11 protein-coding genes are annotated in these 18,287 nt (G+C 63.7%); 6 read left to right on the forward strand and 5 right to left on the reverse strand.

Annotation, left to right across the window (positions count from 1 at the left end; all coding sequences use genetic code 11):
- Positions 1-12: 12 nt before the first annotated feature.
- From BMX04_RS03345 to BMX04_RS03355, 3 genes are read left to right on the forward strand one after another with little or no spacing between them, the layout of a single operon-like run.
- Complete coding sequence (locus BMX04_RS03345) at positions 13-2,760, forward strand: hypothetical protein (RefSeq protein ID WP_074785004.1); 2,748 nt, start codon at positions 13-15, stop codon at positions 2,758-2,760.
- Entirely contained in the window at positions 2,760-7,310 is a 4,551-nt protein-coding gene (locus BMX04_RS03350; RefSeq protein WP_074785005.1) for a hypothetical protein, read from the forward strand. The genes BMX04_RS03345 and BMX04_RS03350 overlap by 1 nt, the downstream gene beginning before the upstream one ends.
- A gap of 4 nt (positions 7,311-7,314) precedes the next feature.
- Entirely contained in the window at positions 7,315-8,628 is a 1,314-nt protein-coding gene (locus BMX04_RS03355; protein WP_074785006.1) for a hypothetical protein, read from the forward strand.
- On the opposite strand, the gene BMX04_RS03360 is transcribed toward BMX04_RS03355, so the two are convergent.
- Positions 8,625-10,355, reverse strand: a complete 1,731-nt coding sequence (locus BMX04_RS03360) for a glycoside hydrolase family 26 protein (protein ID WP_139194487.1) — start codon at positions 10,353-10,355, stop codon at positions 8,625-8,627. The genes BMX04_RS03355 and BMX04_RS03360 overlap by 4 nt on opposite strands.
- Positions 10,356-10,895: 540 nt before the next feature.
- Between BMX04_RS03360 and BMX04_RS03365 the strand changes: the two genes are divergently transcribed.
- From BMX04_RS03365 to BMX04_RS03375, 3 genes are all read left to right on the forward strand, one after another.
- Complete coding sequence (locus BMX04_RS03365; RefSeq protein ID WP_074785008.1) at positions 10,896-11,219, forward strand: hypothetical protein; 324 nt, start codon at positions 10,896-10,898, stop codon at positions 11,217-11,219.
- 88 nt (positions 11,220-11,307) lie between these two features.
- Complete coding sequence (locus BMX04_RS03370) at positions 11,308-11,835, forward strand: gluconate 2-dehydrogenase subunit 3 family protein (protein ID WP_074785009.1); 528 nt, start codon at positions 11,308-11,310, stop codon at positions 11,833-11,835.
- On the forward strand, positions 11,832-13,490 hold the full coding sequence (locus BMX04_RS03375) for a GMC family oxidoreductase (protein ID WP_074785010.1): 1,659 nt from the start codon (positions 11,832-11,834) through the stop codon (positions 13,488-13,490). Before BMX04_RS03370 ends, BMX04_RS03375 begins: the two co-directional genes overlap by 4 nt.
- Positions 13,491-13,589: 99 nt before the next feature.
- Here the strand turns inward: BMX04_RS03375 and gyrB are convergent, their stop codons facing one another.
- The 4 genes from gyrB to recF form a co-directional block, all read right to left on the reverse strand.
- The gene (gene gyrB, locus BMX04_RS03380; protein ID WP_074785011.1) at positions 13,590-16,007 is read right to left on the reverse strand and encodes a DNA topoisomerase (ATP-hydrolyzing) subunit B; all 2,418 of its coding nucleotides are present in this window, start codon (positions 16,005-16,007) and stop codon (positions 13,590-13,592) included.
- An 89-nt stretch (positions 16,008-16,096) separates the two neighbouring features.
- Entirely contained in the window at positions 16,097-16,717 is a 621-nt protein-coding gene (locus tag BMX04_RS03385) for a LysE family translocator (RefSeq protein WP_074785012.1), read from the reverse strand.
- Complete coding sequence (locus tag BMX04_RS03390; RefSeq protein WP_074785013.1) at positions 16,714-17,145, reverse strand: VOC family protein; 432 nt, start codon at positions 17,143-17,145, stop codon at positions 16,714-16,716. Before BMX04_RS03390 ends, BMX04_RS03385 begins: the two co-directional genes overlap by 4 nt.
- Positions 17,142-18,251, reverse strand: a complete 1,110-nt coding sequence (gene recF, locus BMX04_RS03395; RefSeq protein ID WP_074785014.1) for a DNA replication/repair protein RecF — start codon at positions 18,249-18,251, stop codon at positions 17,142-17,144. The genes BMX04_RS03390 and recF overlap by 4 nt, the downstream gene beginning before the upstream one ends.
- Positions 18,252-18,287: the final 36 nt, after the last annotated feature.

An 18,287-nucleotide genomic window follows, 5' to 3' on the forward strand; every position in this document is an offset into this window, starting at 1 on the left:
GGGGAGGACGCGATGCCAGAGAAATTCACCCTTCTGCCGCATGCGCAATCGGGCATGTCGGCGCTGGCGCGGCCGCCCGCTGCGGGCGAGGCGCGGCTGTCGCTGAGCTATGAGTTCGCGATCGAGAAGGATGGGACGACACAGGGCGCGCGCGTGCCGGTCAGATCCGCGCTGCGGGGGCCGGGGGATATCAAGTCGATCGACCGCGCCGCCATTTCGCGGATCGAGCCGCGCCCCGGCCTGCGCGGCTTCGAGCCGAATTACTTTCCGTTGCTGGAGTTTGCCGATGCGGATTTTCCGTGGCGGTTTTCGCTCGATACCGGGAGCGGCGCGCGCAAGATGCCGTGGCTGGCGCTGATCGTGCTGGAGGCGGGCGAGTTTTCCTTTGTGCAGGGCGGGCGTTCGACGCTGCGGCGGATTCAGGTGGGTGATGCGGCGCAATCGCTGCCGGATCCCGCGCAGCTATGGGCCAGCGCCCATGTGCAGGCCAATATCCCGGATGATGCCACGGGAACGGCGGCACAGAACGCCGAAGCGGTCTTGCAAAGCGATGCCGACGCCAATTTTTCCCGGCTGATGTGTCTGCGCAAGCTCAAGCCGGTGACGAGCTATTTCGGGTTTCTCGTGCCGGTCTATGAGGCCGGACGGCTGGCGGGGTTGGGCCAAGGCGGCGCGGCCACGCCGCATGATGCCTTCGCCTGGTCACAGACTGCCGGGCCGGTCGATCTTCCGGTCTATTTCGACTGGCGCTTTACCACCGATGCGCAGGAGGATGTCGAGCTTTTGCTGCGGCGGCTCAGGGCGCTGGATCTGGACGATCTGGAGGACCTGATCGGGGATGTGGGTGTCTCTGCCGAGACACCGGGATATTACGACAAGACGTTTCCGGGGGCGGGTTTTGCCCGGCAATCGGCGATGCAGGTGCCGCGCAGCGGCCACCCCGACCTCGATACCCCGGCGGGTCTGATCGGACCGATGACCGGCACGCTGACCGAGGTGATGACCGGCGAGACCCATGTGGGCGACGAGGACGAGGACCCGCTTGTGGCGTTTCCGCCCTATGGCTTTCGCTACAAGCCGGAAACCGAGATTTCCGAGCAGCGGGCCAGGCGGGGGGCGTGGTTCGATCAGATCAACCTTGACCTGAAGTTCCGGCAGGTGGCAGGGCTGGGCGCGCGGGTGGTGCAGCGCAATCAGGAGATGTTCGCGCATCTGGCCTGGACCCAGTATGAAGAGATCGTCGAGGCCAATGAACGGCTGGCGCGGTTGCAGGCGGCCAAGCGCATGGCCGAACGACTGACGGCGCGGCATTTCGAGACCTTGCCGAGCGATGTTTCGCTGGCTTTGTCGCAGGGGCTGCATGGCGCGGTCGAAGTGTCTAAGGGCATGACCGTGGCGCAGCGACTGTCGCAAAACGGTGTCCCGCTGAGCACTGCGGCGCGCAGCCTGCGCCATGTCGCGGCCAAGCGCAGCGTGCCGGTGTCGCGGCGTGCCGACATCGCGCAGGATGTGGTGCCGATGCCCGCGGCGCTGGGCGACATGTCGCGCGCGGCGGAGCGGGGGATCACGGATCGGCGCGCGTCCTTGCGGTTGTCACCGGAGATAGTCGAGGGTCTGGCCCCGCTCTTTGACCTTAAGCGGATAGACGGGATCAGACCGGCCAAGGTGCCGACGGTCACGGTGCGCACCTATTCAAGCGACGATCTGGTTGCGCCGCTGGCGCGCACCCTTGCGCGGCTGCCTGTCTACAAATCGCTGGTCAGCGTGCGCGGCCTGAAAGAGACCGAGCGTGCCCAAGTCAAGCCGGTCTGGCGCGCGCCCGAGATCGCCTATCCGATGAGCGCGATGCTGAGGCAGGTCAGCGAAACCGCGCTGTTCGCCGGGGCCGAAAAGCTGCCCGACAACAGCGTCGCGGTGGTCGAGGAAAACCGGCCCTTTGTCGAGGCGTTCCTGCTGGGCATGAACCACGAGATGAACCGTGAACTGCGCTGGCGCGAGTTTCCCACAGACATGCGCGGCACGATCTTTCGGCGGTTCTGGGACAGGGGCCACCCGAAGGGCGACCCGGCGGGCGACGATATCGGCCCGATCCACGAATGGGACGCGCGGCTGGGCCGCAACGTGCCGGACGCGGCCAGCAATGCGAAAGAAAACCTGATCGTGGTGATCCGAGGCGACATCGTGCGCAAGCTGGGCGATCCCATCCTTGCGATCAACATCGCCGGGGATGATGCCGGGTTCACTGCGGGCGCGGGGCGCGATCTTGCGCCTGCGTTCATCGGCAAGATCGGCGGCGATACCAGTTATTACGGGTTCGAGATATCGCGCGAGGAGGTGCTGGACCCGGCGTTGCGCGACCGGGTCTTCTTCGTGATCTACGAGCCCGCCGGGCGGTTGCGCTTCGGGCTCGATGTGGGCTCGCTCGCGGTGCGGCAGGCGCGGCGGGACGAGACGATGATGACCTATGGGTTCAAGATGGAGAGCCTGACGGCGCGCCCCTACCGGCCGAAACTGCCGTTTGAAGGACGGGCGCGGCAGGTGCAGACCGACGCGCCGCCGCTGTCACAGATCACCGGCTGGGATCAGCTGTCATGGTCGCATCTGGTGCCGGGCGCCTCGGGGTATATCGACGTCTCGGCGAGCAGGATTGTGCCGCTTTCGCCCAATCACCTTGGCGGGTCGCGCACATCGGCGTCGCTGGCGCGGGCATTCTGGCAAAAGCCTGTTGCCGGTGTGCTGCCGCTCAGGAGGGTGTTGTAATGGGGCGTCGGCCAAAGACACCTCGTGTCGGGCGCAGGGCCGCGACCCGGCGGCGTATCGGGATCAGGGGGGCGCCCGACCGGATCGAGGTGCCGGATATCGGTCTGACGCCGGAGGTGCGGGACCGGATCGCCGATTTTCTGAAGAGGCGCGCGGTGCCGCTGGCGCTATTGCCGCTGGCGCTGGAATACCGGTTCATGAAGGTCAACGTGCCGGTCAAGATCAAGGATACCGGGGATATCCGCGAGGCGATCAAGCCATTCGAGGCCGCGCGCGGCCTGAAATCGCTTGCCAAGCGGCAGGAGGCGGCGGCGAAAAAGGCCGCGACGCTGGACCGGTTTGCAAAGCGGTCGGCAAAGTTCGAGACGCGAAAATTCGAGCAGGCCGAGCAGCTTTGGGTGCGGTGGTATCCCGATGAAGGCTTTGCCGAGGAGGGCATCGCCCCGATGAGCGAAGACGAGGCCGCTGCGAAGCGCGCCTTCGAGGAGGCGATTGGCGGCAGGCCTTGGTGGGACATGTCCGATGCCGAGGTCAGCGCGCAGTGGCAGCATTTCGTCAGCGGAGTGGGGGCTTGCCGCGCGGTGCATCTGATGCGCGCGGGCGATGCGGCGGGGGACGCGGACTATCAGGCGCGGATCGGGCGCATCGCTGCGCTGCCGGGCAAGGTGGCGCTTTACGGGGTGATCGAGGGCACGGTCGAGTATCTGGCGGAGGGTGGCAAGATTCCGGCCAATACCAAGGCTGCCGCTAGCGTGGTCTCTTACACGCCCGAGGCGGCCGATCCGGGTGGGTGGCTGGTGGATTTCGAAACCGCCGTCAACCACGGCATGGGCGTCAGGATAGACGATCCCGAGACGATCAAGCGGGCACGGGCGGCGGACTGGATCATCGCTGTCGGGCTTGCGGGCAGTGGCGCGCGCGATGAGATCGAAGCGTTGCTGCGCAGCCATGTGGCAACCGGCGCGTTCGGGGTCATTCCGCAGGACAGTGCGACCAACAATTCGCCCGATGGCCTGTCCTATCTCAACCGGCCCGAGGCGGATCTGGCCGGGTTCACCCCGCGCGCCACCGCGCTGGAGGGGGGCGGCTATGGCAGTGGCAAGACCCATGCCGCAGACCTGTTGGCGGAGGCGTTCGACCTGCCGCAGGCGGAGTTGCGCAAGGCGGTCGACGGGGATGATACCGGCTTCGAGGATGCGAGGGCGATGTTGCGGGTGATCGGCCCGGCCTTGCTGGACAGTGCGCTTGACGGTGTCAGCCAGGTGCCCGGTGTCACCGAGGACGCGTTCATCGAGATCATGGCGGCGTCGATTGCTGCGCGCGGGGCGCTGCCTGCCATTCGGGTCGGGCGCAATGCCATGGGCGTGCTGCCGATGACCGAGATCGGCGCATTCAAGCCCGATGCGCCGGGTCAGGATGACGCGACGAAAAAGGTGCATGATTTCCTGACGCGCTATTCGCAATTCAACCGGGCCTTTCTGCCGCCGCAGGCCGATGCCAGCGTGCCGGTGATCAAGCCCGGCGATCCGGAAAGCGCCGACACGCTGTTCGATATCCTGTCAACGACGCGGGTGTCCAAGCGCATCGACGTGTCGGGCGTGGGCGCGAACGCGGATGACATCAAGGGGCTTGGCTGCCCCTATGTGGATGGCGGGCAGGCGAAATACCGGGCGTCCAGCTATCTGGTGGCGCTGCGCGAGACGCCGTTGGCGGATTTGCCGGACCCGGACCTGCGCAATCGCCGCTGGCCGCTGCTCTATCGGCTGGCGCGGCTGACGCTGGAGCGCAATATCAAGTCATGGGTTCTGAAGGATGTTTTCGAGACGTCCGACAGCGGTTCAGGGCCGGGTGGCGGACGCCCGCATATTCTTGATCTGGAACTGAACACGGTCACAGACCTCAAGCTGCGGCGGCAGTTGCAGGTGATCGACAAGACGATGTCAGGGTTCAGTGCCGGGTCGGCGGGTCGGCTGGGACCGGGTGGCATCGGCCTTGAGGCCATCGACAGCCGTGTGATCGAGAAGGTGTCGCGGCTCAATCAGGATTTTGCGGCGGCGCTGCGCCAGCTGGAGAGCATTGCCCGGCGTCCGCAGGGGCGCGCGCATCTGGAGGTGCTCTTGTGCGAGGTGATCGACCTGTTCCAGCACCGGGTGGATGCCTTTGCCACTGGGCTCGCCTATGCGCGGCTGAAGGCCGACCGGCAGGCCGGGCAGACCGGGCTGGCCGGGGGGTATTACGGGTTTATCGGCAAGCTGCGCCCCGAAAGTGCGACCGGCGGGAGCGACGGATACATTCAGGCCCCGTCGGTGCCGCAGGCGCAAACGGCGGCGCTGTTGCGCTCGGCCTATCTGCGGCACCGGGGCGGCGGCGCGTTCAGCATCGACCTCGGATCAGGGCGCACCCGGCGGGCGCTGCGGCTGATGGACCTGATCGGCAAGGGCCACGACCTGCAGGAAGGGCTGGGCCTGCGCGGGGAACGCTGGCTGCATGACATGAAGCATGATGCGCTGATCCTGCAGCTGCGCGCGCGCTATCCGCTGGAGGGCGAGCGCGAGGACGGGATCACCGCGCGCCGCGTGTTCAACGGGCTTGCCTTTGTCGACGATCCGCAAACGCAGGGCCCGCTCAAGGCGTTGCAGGCGGTGCTGGCGGATGATCTCGATGCGCTTGCGGATATCGTGATGGCCGAGGCGGTGCATCGCCGCGCCCTCGGGCAGGGGGATGCCGCCAATGCCTGGTTGCAGGTGTTGTCGGGCCATCCGCCGCCGGGGCAGCCGCTGTTCCTCAAGACGCAGCGGCTGGGGCAGGGGTCGTCCTACCGGGTGAGCCTGATGCTGGACGAGGTTGCGCCCGAACCCAAGGCCCGCCCGCGCGAGATTGCCGAGCCGGGGCTGGCGGGTTTTGCCGCGCAGGTGTTCGACGGGTTCGGCGAGGCGCGGCTCGAGATGTCGCTGAGCGCGCCCGCGTCCACGGCGGGCGGGCCGGGGCCCACCTCCACGGTCTCGCTGCGTTTGGCCGAAGATCTGGGGATGGCACCGATTGATCTGGTGATCGGCGGTGCCAGCGAAGTGCAGGTCAGGGCCAAGGCGGCCATCGCACGGCAGCTGATGCAACAGCCGGCCCTGCTGGCGCAATTGGGCGATGTGCAACCCGGCGACGGGCTGGCCTTTGACGTGAACCTGAGCGCCGGGCAGCCGTCTCTCGAAGAGTTGCTGCAGCGGGCCGAGCTGATCCGCAAGACGGCCAAGAACGGCCGCAGTCTGGATCATGCGGACCTGAATGCCAGTGCTGATATCCGCAACGGAGAGTTGCCCGAGGCGGAGGCGATCATGGCGGTCGCCTACGGGATTTCGGCGTTGCGAGAGCGTATCAAGCTTTTACATGCGCGGATGAAGGCGGTGCTCGATGCCGCCAATAACGCCATTTCGGTGTTTGAAACCGAGGTGCTGGAGGCCCTTCGGGTGATCGACAGCGGGGTCGGTCAGCCCGAGATCGACCGGGCGATGGAGCGCGTCGAGCAGCATCGCGCGGTCCTGCTTGGCCGGTTTCTGGAACCGCTGGCGGATTACGGCATGCCCGGTGCCCTGCGTCATTTCACCAGTGCAGAGGCGGTCGAAGATCCAGAGGCCGTGATCGGGCGGTTGCGGGACATGACCGCGCGGATGGAGACGCAGAAGGCGCGGCTGGCGGCGGCATTGCGCGATCCTGCGGCGACGGGGCACGCGTCGCTGGCCGATGCCAAGGGTGATTTGCAGGGCTGCGTGGCGGCATTGCAGCAGGCGCTGGATGGCGAGGCGATGATCATCCTGCCGCCGGTGCCGCGCAATCTGCCTGCGTTGCAGCCTGTCGTGGATGCAGCGGCCGGGGTGTCCGAGGCGCTTGATCCCTGGGGCGCGCGTCGTCCCAATACCGGGCGGGCGGCACAATTGGCATCCCTTGCCGGACGCAGCGGGTTCAGGTCGCGCCGTGAGGCGACGATTGATCCGGATGACCTGCAGGCCGATCCGCGCCCGGTCGAGGAGGCCCCGCAAGTGCGCCACCACGGAATGTTCCTGAGCGGTGACACCTTGATGGAGAGAAAGATGCCGGTCTGTGGCATTGTCTGCGATGAATGGAGCCTGCAACGCCCGAGCCAGACCCAGCCTGCGGGGATCGCCATCAACTATGACAGTCCGCAAAGCGAGGCGCCGCATGCGATCCTGCTGGGGGTGGCACCGCATGACGGGGTGCGCAACTGGACCGGCCTTCGCGCCGCACGGCTGGTGTTCGAGACCATCAACTGGATGAAAATCCGTGCGCTTTCGAGCCATGAGCGGGCGTTTCCGGGCGCGGCATTGCCGGGGGCCAACGTGATCGCCCACAAGACCGACGGAGATCAGGACCGCGCCCGCATTCCGCAATTCCGGCTGCGCAATACCGGGCTGGCGCTGGGCACCGGGGGGCTGGCGTTCCGGCTGGTTGACGGGCTTGACGATCTGCTGCGTCTCGGTACCTCTGCCAATGCGCTGGCCGTGGCCGAACGGCGCGGCTTTGGCGTGGTGAAGGAGTAGACCGATGGCAGGAGACAAGAAGCAGCAGCTGCATGGCTCGAACCGCTCGGTCAACATTGCCGAGGCGCTGTCGGCGCGCGTCAAGGATCCGTTGTGGTTTCTGGCGCGGCAATGGCAGACCGGTGAGTTTGAGGCGGAAAACGGCGGCGCGCTGGCAAGCGTCGATCTGGAGAGCCGCCATTTTCCGGTGGCTCGGTTGCAGCGCGGGGAAGAGATGCTGGAGCTTGACCCCAAGGAGCCGCTGGAGCCGTTCATCGAGGCCGAGGCCGAGAGCGCGGGCCGTGACGAGGCCGCCGCCTGGCGCAGTGAGGCGCTGGAATACGCGTTCGGATTGGAGACCACCGGGCATCGGTTGCGGGCCAGCGACTACACCGGGTTTCAACTTGATTGGTATCAGTTCGACCTTGAAAAAGAATTCGACGGTGACGGCGCGGAGGAGGATGCGCCGCGCAGCTATGTGCCGACGCAGATCAGCTTTCCCGGGGCACCCGATCCACGCTGGTGGCGGCTGGAGGAGGCAGGGGCATATTTCGATGCCCCGCGCGAGGCAGAGCCCAATATCCTCTCCACCCTGCTGCCGGAGTTCTTTTATACCGATATCAACAACTGGTACATGATCCCCGCGCCGATGCCTGCGGGCGCGGTTCGGGACATCCTTTCGCTGCGCGTGACCGACAGTTTCGGGGTGATGACCGAGCTGGAGCCGGTGGAGGAGGAGGGCTGGAGGGTGTTTGCCGTCGATCCGCTGCCCGATGCAGGGCGTGGCATTTCGGGCCGGCAACTCTATGCCCCCAATGTCGCGATCGACGTGCTTTACAATGACGTTCTGGAGGATGTCCGCTTCGTGCGGGACGAGCAGGCCAATCTGGTCTGGGCGTGGGAGCATGTCTATACCACCGAAACCGGCGAGACCGTGATGAACGGCGATGCGCGCGAGGCCGAAACGCAAGACAGCAGCGATGCGCCGGAACCTGCTGGGTTTCGCCTGATGTCGGATGTGCCCCGGAACTGGATTCCGTATCTGCCGGTGCAGATCGACCTGACCCCGACCGATGGCGAGGTGTTCCTGCGGCGGGGCCGGACTGACCCGGAGGCGAGCCGCGACACTCCGCAATACCGCTCGACCGTGGTGGCCGAGGCGGTGCGCCTGATGGAAGAGGAAGTGCCGCGCACCGGGTTGCGCGTACGGCGCATCGCCAAGTTTGCCAGCGGTGCGGGCGAGGACAGCAATCATTTCTGGGTGGGTCGCCACAAGGATGCCGGGCGCGGCCATGCCGGGCCAGGATTGCGCTTTGATTATGTAGAGGGCGACGATTAAAGCGTGTCGAAGATGATGTCGGCAGCGTTGGGGTCCGGCGGCAGGGGGGGCTGCCCGAAGTCGGGGCGCGACAGGACGCCTGCCTCAAACGCCTCGACGGCGAGGATGCCTCCGGCGTTCCACGTCTTGATATGGTCCGGCACCAGATCGAAAAAATCCGTGACGGCATGCTGATAGGCCGTGCCGTGGTCGTTCCTGTCGCCGTCCGTCATGGCACCGGGTATCTGGTTGAGAAGGTCCGGATTGGTGGCGGCGATTTTCATGAAGGTCTTTTGCTGCACGCCGTTGCCGTCAACATGGCCGTGTTTGAAGGTCTCGACGTAGAACGGTTCGGCGGGCAGCATCGGGTAATACATTTCGCCGCTCGCGCTGGTGAAGACATTGGCCTGGCCGTATCGCAGGCTGGCACCGGTCGATGTTGACGGCGTGATCGCGGAAATCGCCGAATTTCCCAGCCTGTTGACCCAGAACATCACCCATTTCGGTGATTTCGTGCGGGCCAGCTCGAAAACGATATCCTTGAAGAAGGAGCGGTTGCTCTCGGGCCAGGCTGCATCGGTCTTGTAGGCACCGTAGAGCTTGCCCGTGTTGGCGGTCCTGATGCTGACTTCGGTCAGGGCGTGCTCCCAGTTGAGGCCGTACTGTGCGTTTACCGCGTTCACTTTAGCGATGACATGCTGATATTCGGCGATCAGGTTCGAGTCTGCCGGGACTTTTACCCAATCCTCGTAATGATCGAGCCCAAGCACCGAGATGGTGTTCAGAAAACTCGAAAACGCTGCCGTGGGTGCGGTGGCGTTACCTGTGGGGAAGTAGCGATCCAGATCATCACTAAATTCGGTATCGGTTGGTTTTCCGTTGATGCAGAACACGAACTTGATCCGCGGGTGTCGGCTTTGGTCGACCTCGGCGCGGATGGCATTGACCATGAGGTTCCACAGGGCAATGAAATTGTCCATGTAGGGGGCGGCGGTGTTTCCGCCTGCCTCACCCCACCAGAAATAGCTGATATTGGGTTCGTGGAACAGGCGGACATAGATGTCCTTGCCGTCGGCCATGGGGTGGGACAGCAGATCTTCGAGGAAGGCACCCATTTCGCGCCCGCCGCGGGTGACGGTGGCGCTTTGAGAGGTGAATTCTGATTGGAAGTTCGCGGAACCCAGATGTGTGTCGGTTTCGCCGGTGTGATACTTCAGCGGATCAAGGGCGCTTTGGGCAGGCGTGATAAACGGGTTGAGCATGTGATAGCTGAGGCAGATTTCGCCGCCCTTGGCATAGCATGACAGCATCAGATCCTTCATCATCGCCTTTTCGGACGGGATGCTGCCTGTGCCGCTGCGCTGGTTCTGGGGCTTGCTGGTTAGCAGAACCTTGTCGTTGCCCTGATAAAAGATATCCGCGACACGCCCGTAGTCGAAGCCGTAGAGCCTGGGCCGCAGGCTGGTGGCGCATTCGATATCGGTGATCCAGGCATCGGCATAGCCCTCAAGGCTGACGGCGCTATAGGTGCTGGGCGGATTGGCGATGTTCACCATGCTTTCGCCGGGAAACACGAGTTTGTTTGCCGACACTTGCGACGTGTAGTCCTTTGGGACTTTCAGGTGCCAGAGCAGGCTTTCATACAAGACTTCCTGCGCACCGAGCCAGGGCTTCATGAGGACCTCTTTATTCAAATGCGATTTCGAAGAATTTGAAGAAAGGGTGCCAGCCGGAGGTGCGGAAATCAAGAAATTCGCACGTCAGGCCGTCGGAGTGGCGATATCGCGCCGCGCCGTGAGCAGATGCCGTCCCTTTGCCGGGGAGTCACGGCAAGGGCGGTCATTCGCTGCTCTTTCATGGCCAATCTACGCCAGAACCTGTCTGAAAATTGGGGAGTAGCTCCGTGATATGATTAGGTGCAGGTCCAATCCATCCCTCAGCGCAGGCACTGGTCTTGCCCTGTATCGTCACACTGTTCATGCTCAAGTTCTTGATCTAATGCATGAAACTTTCCCTGTTCGAGGCGAGGGTCCGCCACATTGATGACAAGACTCGACATGAAAAGTTGAAATGTTAACAATTAGCTATGTCATTCGGAGGTTAATATGAAGATGATACGGCTATTCACTATCTTTCTTAGTAGTACGCTTCTCGCTAGCCATGGTTTCGCGGGAACTCCTCTCCCGCCGCCGGCGGTCAATTCTGCCGGCAGCAATGACGATACATCGCTCTTTGTTGGTCTGAACTGAGGTATTGGCTCCCGCGCCACACTCGAAGGCATTGTTGGCGTGGTTCACAGCAGTGTTGATAGAGATGGCGACGTGGAAGGCGGCCGCCTGTCCGTGCATTTCGATTTGCTCGGTCGTGACGTTGCTCCGAATGTACGCCTGACTGGCATTCTCGGCGACGATGACATTGCCGCAGAGGCTGGGCTTGGCCTTGGCTTTGATGGCACCCCGTTCGGCATTCTGGGCGGTATCGGAAACTACTACAACTTTGGTGGGACGTTAGGCTTCGACGGAACTGTTGGCGGCTACATTGGGACGCATTCCTACGGCGAGTTTTACGACAAACCGGATGCTCCGGCTCCGCTATTGCCACCTCCGACATGACCTGACTCGGCTCATCAGCCGGTCGCGGCATAGAGGTCCGCTGCATCAGAATTTCGTCTGCTACGGCACAAGGCGGCTTTAACGAACTATGAACAGCAAACGCGCGCCTGACAACCAATCTGCGCCTCTCTCGAAGAGCGCATTGGCCGTAAGCCGTAGAGACGCGATTTTGCGACTGGCATCTGGCTGCCTGGTGTCGCTGGTGTCTTCGCCGGCGGTCGGACAAACTGCAACAATCGAACGCAAGACCCTGGATGCCGTGATCGACACTCTCTTGCCAGCGGATGACCTGACGCCGTCGGCCACGGAGCTTGGCGTGAGCGACGAGCTCATGTTGCTTGCATCAAAGGGCAGCTCGCTGCACCGTCTATTCGCGCTTGGGACGACATGGCTCGACACACTGGATGCACGTAGCTTTGCAGAGTTGCCCTCTGAAACGCGTCAAGATGTTCTCAGATACATGGAGCGCGCAGATTACAACGAAGTTCCGGGGCGCTTCTTTCAATTGCTGCGCCAGATGACTGTAGAAATATACTACGCCCAGCCGCAGACTTATGCCGGGCTTTCACTCAACCCGGCCCCACAGCCGGAGGGGTACCCTCCGCCGTGGAAATGAGCGGTGAGGTATATGATGTCGTGATTGTCGGCTCGGGGGCTGGCGGAGCCGCATCGGCATGGGCCCATACAACAGCCGGGCTGAAGGTCCTTCTTCTCGAGGCAGGTCCGCGTTTTGACCCGTCGCAAGACTATCCCTTAACAGAGCCGGGATGGGAGCGCCGAACCTTTCCGGTCAAGTCTGGCAGTCGCGCGCGAATCCTCTACGGCGATCTCGGGCGGCTCGATCCTGCAAACGCGGACCTACAGAGCTGGAACGCCGTTCAGGGCAAGCGCCCCCTGAATGCCCGTCGCCAGCCCAGTCGGTCAGGCTATTCGCACGTGATGGGCGTCGGCGGCTCCACGCTTCACTACGTCGGTGAGGCGCACAGACTGCATCCGAAGAGCTTCAAACTCGCACGCGACCACGGGATTGGGGCAGACTGGCCATTGGAGTATCAAGAGCTGGAGCCCTACTACACGACAGCCGAATACCTGATCGGCGTTGCCGGACCAGAGGCTGACGGTGCGCGATGGCGTTCTGCCCCCTATCCGCAATCGGCCCACCCGCTCAGTCCAGCCGCCCGACGTCTGTCAGAGGCTGGTCAGCGCATCGGTCTGCCATTCGAGCCGAATGCCCGCGCGGCGCTGTCACAGCCATTTTATGGACGGCCTGGCTGCAATTATTGCGGGCAATGTAGCCGCGGTTGTCCCTTGGGCGACAAGGGGTCTACCGATGTCACGTTTCTAAGGCACGCAGAGGTGACCGGACGCCTCAAGCTGATACCCGAGGCCCGGGTAATAAACATCGAGGCCGCGCGCGACGGCCGGATTGCCGCAGTGCATTATGTCCACGAGAAACGTCGCATACGACAGGAAACCCCACAGTTGATCCTCGCCTGCGGAGCGGTGCAGACACCTCGGCTCCTGCTTGCCTCGCATAGCACGCAAACGCCTGACGGGCTTGCCAACGGGTCGGGTCAGGTCGGGCGCAATTTTATGGAAACCCTGTCCTGGCATAGCACTGCGCTGCTGCCTGGACTGCGCAACAGCCACATGGGTCTTCCCGCCGATGCGATCGCATGGTCGCAAAGCGCTCCGGACGGCGCACCCGGCGCCTTGGGTGGCTGTCGCTATACCTCGGCTGTTCAAGAGATAGGGCTGACCGGTCCGGTCGCCTATGCATCGCGGCTTCTCTCCGGCTTTGGCGCGGCGTTCAAAACGCGACTGCGCTCCAGTTTCGGCTCTGCCATTACAGTCGGCGCAACAGGCGCGGTCATCCCCGACGCGCGCAGTTACATCGCCTTGTCCGACAATGAAAACGACAGCGATGGCTTGCCCCTTCCCGTAATCAATTCGGTCTTGAGCTCAAACAGCCTGAAGTTATTGCAAAACATGGCGAGCAATGCGCGCGAGTTGTTGCGCCAGACCGGAACTGAAATGATTGTAGAAGAGTTCGGGTCTTGGGATGAATTCACGGCGACCCATGTTTTTGGCACTGCCCGCATGGGTGCCGACAGTGCCACCTCGGTGACGGATCGCTTTGGTCGCAGCCACGATCATCCGAATCTCTGGATAGCCGATGCAAGCGTGTTTCCATCTTCCGGTGGAGGCGAAGGCCCATCGCTTACGATCCAGGCCCTTGCCTTGCGCCAAGCTGAGCGCATCACCGGTTGACCGAAGTGCCAGAAACCGGTCGAAATTTCTGATAGAAGACGTCTCGCGGCGCAACAAATATGCGTGCCGCGAAGAAATATGGGCTCACCTGCAATGCGATCAGGCGTCGAGGTTCTCGACGTTGAGGGCGTTGGCTTGGATGAACTCGCGGCGCGGCTCAACCACGTCGCCCATTAGCTTGGTAAAGAGATCATCGGCCTCGGCCACGTCGTCGATCTTGACCTGCAGAAGCGTGCGCGCGTCCGGGTCGAGCGTGGTTTCCCAAAGCTGATTGGGGTTCATTTCGCCCAGGCCCTTGTAGCGTTGCAGCGTCAGGCCCTTTTCGCCCTCTTTCAGGATCGCGTCGAGCAGGTCGAGCGGGCCGAAGATGGGCTGTGAGCGGTCCTTGCGCAGCAATGTCGCGCGTTCGCGGTAGACGGCGCGCAGCTGTTCGGTCTGCTGGGCGAGGCGGCGGGCGTCGCCACCGCGCAGCACCGGGCCGTCAAGCGTGCGCATTTCCTCGACACCGCGCACCACGCGGGTCAGGCGGAGGCCCTGATCCTGCGTCGGGCGGCCCTGCCAGCCGCGCTCGTATTCGTTGGAAATCATATCGAGCCGGGCGGCGATGGTATCGGCGACGCCTTGCAGGTCACTGTCAACGCGCCCGGGCAGGAATGCCTCGGCGATGGCCGCCTGTTCGAGGATGTGGCGGGGGTAATGGGTCGGGAAGGCCTCGAGGCTGCGCTTGGCCTGGCGCGCCTCTTCGACCACGCGCACCAGATCGGGACCGGCTATTTCCTCGCCCGAGCCGAGGCGCAGCGCGGCATCGGAGGTGCCCTGGTCGATCAGGTAATCCTCGAGCGAGGGGTGGTCCTTGAGATAGACTTCGGACTTGCCGCGCATCACTTTGTAGAGCGGCGGCTGCGCGATATAGAGATATCCGCCCTCGATCAGCTCGGGCATCTGCCGGTAGAAGAAAGTGAGCAGCAGCGTGCGGATATGCGCGCCGTCGACATCGGCATCGGTCATGATGACGATCTTGTGGTACCGCAGTTTCGAGATGTCGAATTCGTCGCGGCCAATGCCGGTGCCAAGCGCCATCACGAGGTTGCCGATTTCCTGTGACCCAAGCATTCGATCAAAGCGCGCCCGCTCGACGTTTAGGATCTTGCCGCGCAGGGGCAGCACCGCCTGCGTGCCCCGGTCGCGCCCGGTCTGGGCAGAGCCGCCGGCGCTGTCACCCTCGACGAGGAACAGTTCGGTCTTGGAGGGGTCCTTGCTTGAGCAATCCTTGAGCTTGCCAGCAAGGAAATTGACATCCATCGGGTTCTTGCGCCGGGTGAGTTCGCGGGCCTTGCGCGCGGCCTCGCGGGCGTGGGCGGCCTCGATGATCTTGGAGACGATGACCTTGGCGACCTGCGGGTTTTCCTCGAACCATTCGGCGAGTTTTTCGTTCATCAGCCCCTCGACCGCCGGGCGCACCTCGGAGCTGACGAGCTTGTCCTTGGTCTGACTGGAGAATTTCGGATCGGGCACCTTGACCGAGAGCACGCAAGTGAGCCCCTCGCGAGCGTCGTCGCCGGTGAAGCTGACCTTTTCCTTCTTGGCGATGCCGGTGGTCTGGGCATAGGCGTTGATGGTGCGGGTCAGCGCGCCGCGAAAGCCCGCCATATGGGTGCCGCCATCGCGCTGCGGGATGTTGTTGGTGAAGGGCAGCACCGTCTCGTGATAGCTGTCGTTCCACCACATCGCCACCTCGATGCCGATCTCGTCCCGCTCGCCGGTGATAAAGATCGGCTCGGGCATGGCCGGGGTCTTGTGACGGTCGAGATACTTGACGAATTCCTTGACCCCGCCTTCGTAGAACAGCTCTGATTCAAGGTGTTCGGCGGGACGCTCGTCACGCAGGATGATGCGCACGCCGGAATTGAGGAAGGCCAGTTCGCGCAGGCGCTTTTCCAGCGTCTCGAAGCTGTATTCAAGGTTCGAGAAGGTCTCAAGCGAGGCGAGAAAGCGCACCTCGGTGCCCTTGTGCCCGTTGGCATCACCCACGACGCGCAGCGGCTCGGTGGTAAAGCCGCCCTCAAAGCGGGCGACGTGTTCCTTGCCGTTGCGCCAGATCCGCAATTCGAGCCATTCCGACAGCGCGTTGACGACAGACACGCCGACGCCATGCAGACCGCCCGAGACCTTGTAGGAATTGCTGTCGAATTTGCCGCCCGCATGCAGCTGGGTCATAATGACCTCGGCTGCCGAGACGCCTTCGCCCTCATGCATGTCCACCGGGATGCCACGGCCATTGTCGCTGACCGAGACGCTCGAATCGGCGTGGATCGTGACGTTGACCGCGTCGGCGTGACCGGCGAGTGCCTCGTCGATGCCGTTATCCACGACCTCGTAGACCATGTGATGCAGACCGGAGCCGTCGTCGGTATCCCCGATATACATTCCGGGGCGTTTGCGGACAGCCTCCAACCCTTTGAGAACCTTGATGGAATCGGCCCCGTATTCTTCGGGCGCGACGGCGGGTTCGGACATGCGTGTGTTCCTTCGTATTTTTGTGATTTTATACGTTTTATTGGGGGGAATGTCACGCCCAACCGCTATATTTTGCGTATGTCATGGGATCACGTGAACGGGATCACGAGCCCCACCAGAATCAGCAGCATGCCAGAGCCGAAATTGAGCCGGGCAATCGCCTTGGGGCTCTGCAAGAGACGGCGCGCGCGGTCGAGAAAGAAGGCCAGTGCGAGGTTGCCCAGCATCGGCACGATGGCCGAAACCGCGAGGATCGCGGCGATGTCGGGCACGGTGACGGTGGAGAGATCGAAGAAGCCCGGCAGGAAACCCATGTAGAAGAGGATCGCCTTGGGATTGCCGATCACCGCCGCCATGCCGACCGAGAACCCGGCCCAGAGGCCGGGACGGGTCATGCGGCTGTCGGCGCTTGGCGGACGCGAGGGCGCGCGGATCAGCAAGAGCCCCATCACGATGAACACCCCCGCCGCGATCCAGCGTAGCAGTTCCAGCGCGTCGCCATAGACCGACAGCACCCACGCAAGCCCGAGGATCGCGCAGAGCGGCCAGATCAGATCGCCCAATGCGACGCCCACCGCCAGCGGCCAGGCTCCGGCCATGCCCCCGGAAAGCGACCGCGCGGTCAGCGCCACCCAGACCGGGCCGGGAACAGCCCAGAGCCCCGCCATGGCGGCGGCGTAAAGCATCAGATCGAAAAGGCTGACGATCATGGGGCGTCGGGTAAGGTGAGGCTGCCATCGGGGGAGAGCGGCCAGAACGGGTTCATCGCCAGCTCCCAGACATGGCCGTCGGGATCGGAGAAATAGCCCGAATAGCCGCCCCAGAACACCTTTTCCGGGGCTTTGAGCGCGGTCGCCCCGGCGGCAAGGGCTGTGGCATAGGCGCTATCCACCTCGGCCTCGGTCATGAAATTCTGCGCCAGCGTCATTGCGCCGGTGCCGAGCGTGGCATTCGGGCGGCCCTGATCGGCCGCGAGGTCGGATGTGCCGAACAGCCCCAGAACCAGCCCGTTCATCTGGTAGAAGGCAACCTTGTCCAGCGATTCTGCCGGGGTCCAGCCTAGGGCGGCGTAAAAGCTGCGTGCACGGTCGAGATCTGCGACGCCAAGGGTGATGAGGGTGACGCGTTGCGGGGTCATGGGGCCTCTGATGTGATCCGGCTGGTGCCGTCGGTGTCGGTGACGTGAACATGCTGCGCCCGCGGGCCCAGTTCGGTGAAGAGTTCCGGCCCGGTGCCGGTCATCCAAGCCTGAGCGCCGAGGCCGCAGATTTCGTCATAGAGCGCCGCGCGGCGGGTGGCGTCAAGATGGGCCGCGACCTCATCCAGCAACAATATCGGCGGCGCGCCGAAATCGCGGGCGAGCGCGCGGGCATTGGCAAGGATGAGCGAGACCAGAAGCGCCTTCTGCTCGCCGGTGGAACAGTCGGCGGCGGGCACGCCCTTGGCGGCATAGACCCCGTAGAGATCGGCGCGGTGCGGGCCAACGAGGGTGCGCCCGGCGATCAGATCGCGAAACCGGCTCTCGGCCAGTGCCTCGCGCAGGTCGTCCGCCCCCTCGGGCATCTCACCCTCGGTCTGAGTCAGCTCCAGTTCGGCGGTGGGAAAAGCGGTTTCGGCCTGCATCTGCGCCCCCGCGATGAGCGCAAGCGCGTGCTTGCGATTGGCGTGGATCTGCGCACCCGCCTCGGCCATCTGACGCTCCAGCGCCAGATACCAATGCGCGTCGCGCACCTGGTCCTTGAGCAGGCGGTTGCGTTCGCGCATCGCCTTTTCATAGGCCAGCGCCGCATCGCCGTGATCGGGCAGGAAGCTCATCGTCATCCGATCGAGAAAGCGCCTGCGCCCCTCCGTTCCTTCGATCCAGAGCCGGTCCATCGACGGGATCAGCCAGAGGACACGGGCGATCCGGCCAAGCGCCAGTTGGGTGGCGGATTTCTCGTCAATGCGCACCTGCCGCGCCGCGCCTTCTTCCGACAGGATTTCGACCTCGTGGACACGTTGCAGCGAGTGCAGGAGGCCGGTGATTTTCCAGCCGAGGGATTCAGGGCGGCGCGCCATGTCCTGCGCCGCAGCGCGCCGCAGCCCGCGCCCGGGCGACAGGAGCGAGACTGCCTCGATCAGGTTGGTCTTGCCCGCGCCATTGGGGCCGTGGATGGCCACCGGGCGCGCATCAAGCGCCAGCCGCCCGGATTTATGCGAGCGGAAATGCGAAAGGGTCAATTCCGACAGGTAAAGGCCGGGCATTCACCGCCCTTTCATCTTTCCGAAAATACTCCCGCC

This window comes from Roseovarius tolerans, assembly GCF_900109855.1.
GTDB lineage: Bacteria > Pseudomonadota > Alphaproteobacteria > Rhodobacterales > Rhodobacteraceae > Roseovarius > Roseovarius tolerans.

Excerpts from the sequence above, each read along its gene's own strand:
- gyrB (WP_074785011.1), bottom strand. The coding sequence starts at position 16,007 with ATGTCCGAACCCGCCGTCGCGCCCGAAGAATACGGGGCCGATTCCATC.
- BMX04_RS03355 (WP_074785006.1), top strand. The coding sequence starts at position 7,315 with ATGGCAGGAGACAAGAAGCAGCAGCTGCATGGCTCGAACCGCTCGGTC.
- BMX04_RS03350 (WP_074785005.1), top strand. The coding sequence starts at position 2,760 with ATGGGGCGTCGGCCAAAGACACCTCGTGTCGGGCGCAGGGCCGCGACC.
- BMX04_RS03385 (WP_074785012.1), bottom strand. The coding sequence starts at position 16,717 with ATGATCGTCAGCCTTTTCGATCTGATGCTTTACGCCGCCGCCATGGCG.
- BMX04_RS03390 (WP_074785013.1), bottom strand. The coding sequence starts at position 17,145 with ATGACCCCGCAACGCGTCACCCTCATCACCCTTGGCGTCGCAGATCTC.
- BMX04_RS03370 (WP_074785009.1), top strand. The coding sequence starts at position 11,308 with ATGAACAGCAAACGCGCGCCTGACAACCAATCTGCGCCTCTCTCGAAG.
- recF (WP_074785014.1), bottom strand. The coding sequence starts at position 18,251 with ATGCCCGGCCTTTACCTGTCGGAATTGACCCTTTCGCATTTCCGCTCG.
- BMX04_RS03375 (WP_074785010.1), top strand. The coding sequence starts at position 11,832 with ATGAGCGGTGAGGTATATGATGTCGTGATTGTCGGCTCGGGGGCTGGC.
- BMX04_RS03345 (WP_074785004.1), top strand. The coding sequence starts at position 13 with ATGCCAGAGAAATTCACCCTTCTGCCGCATGCGCAATCGGGCATGTCG.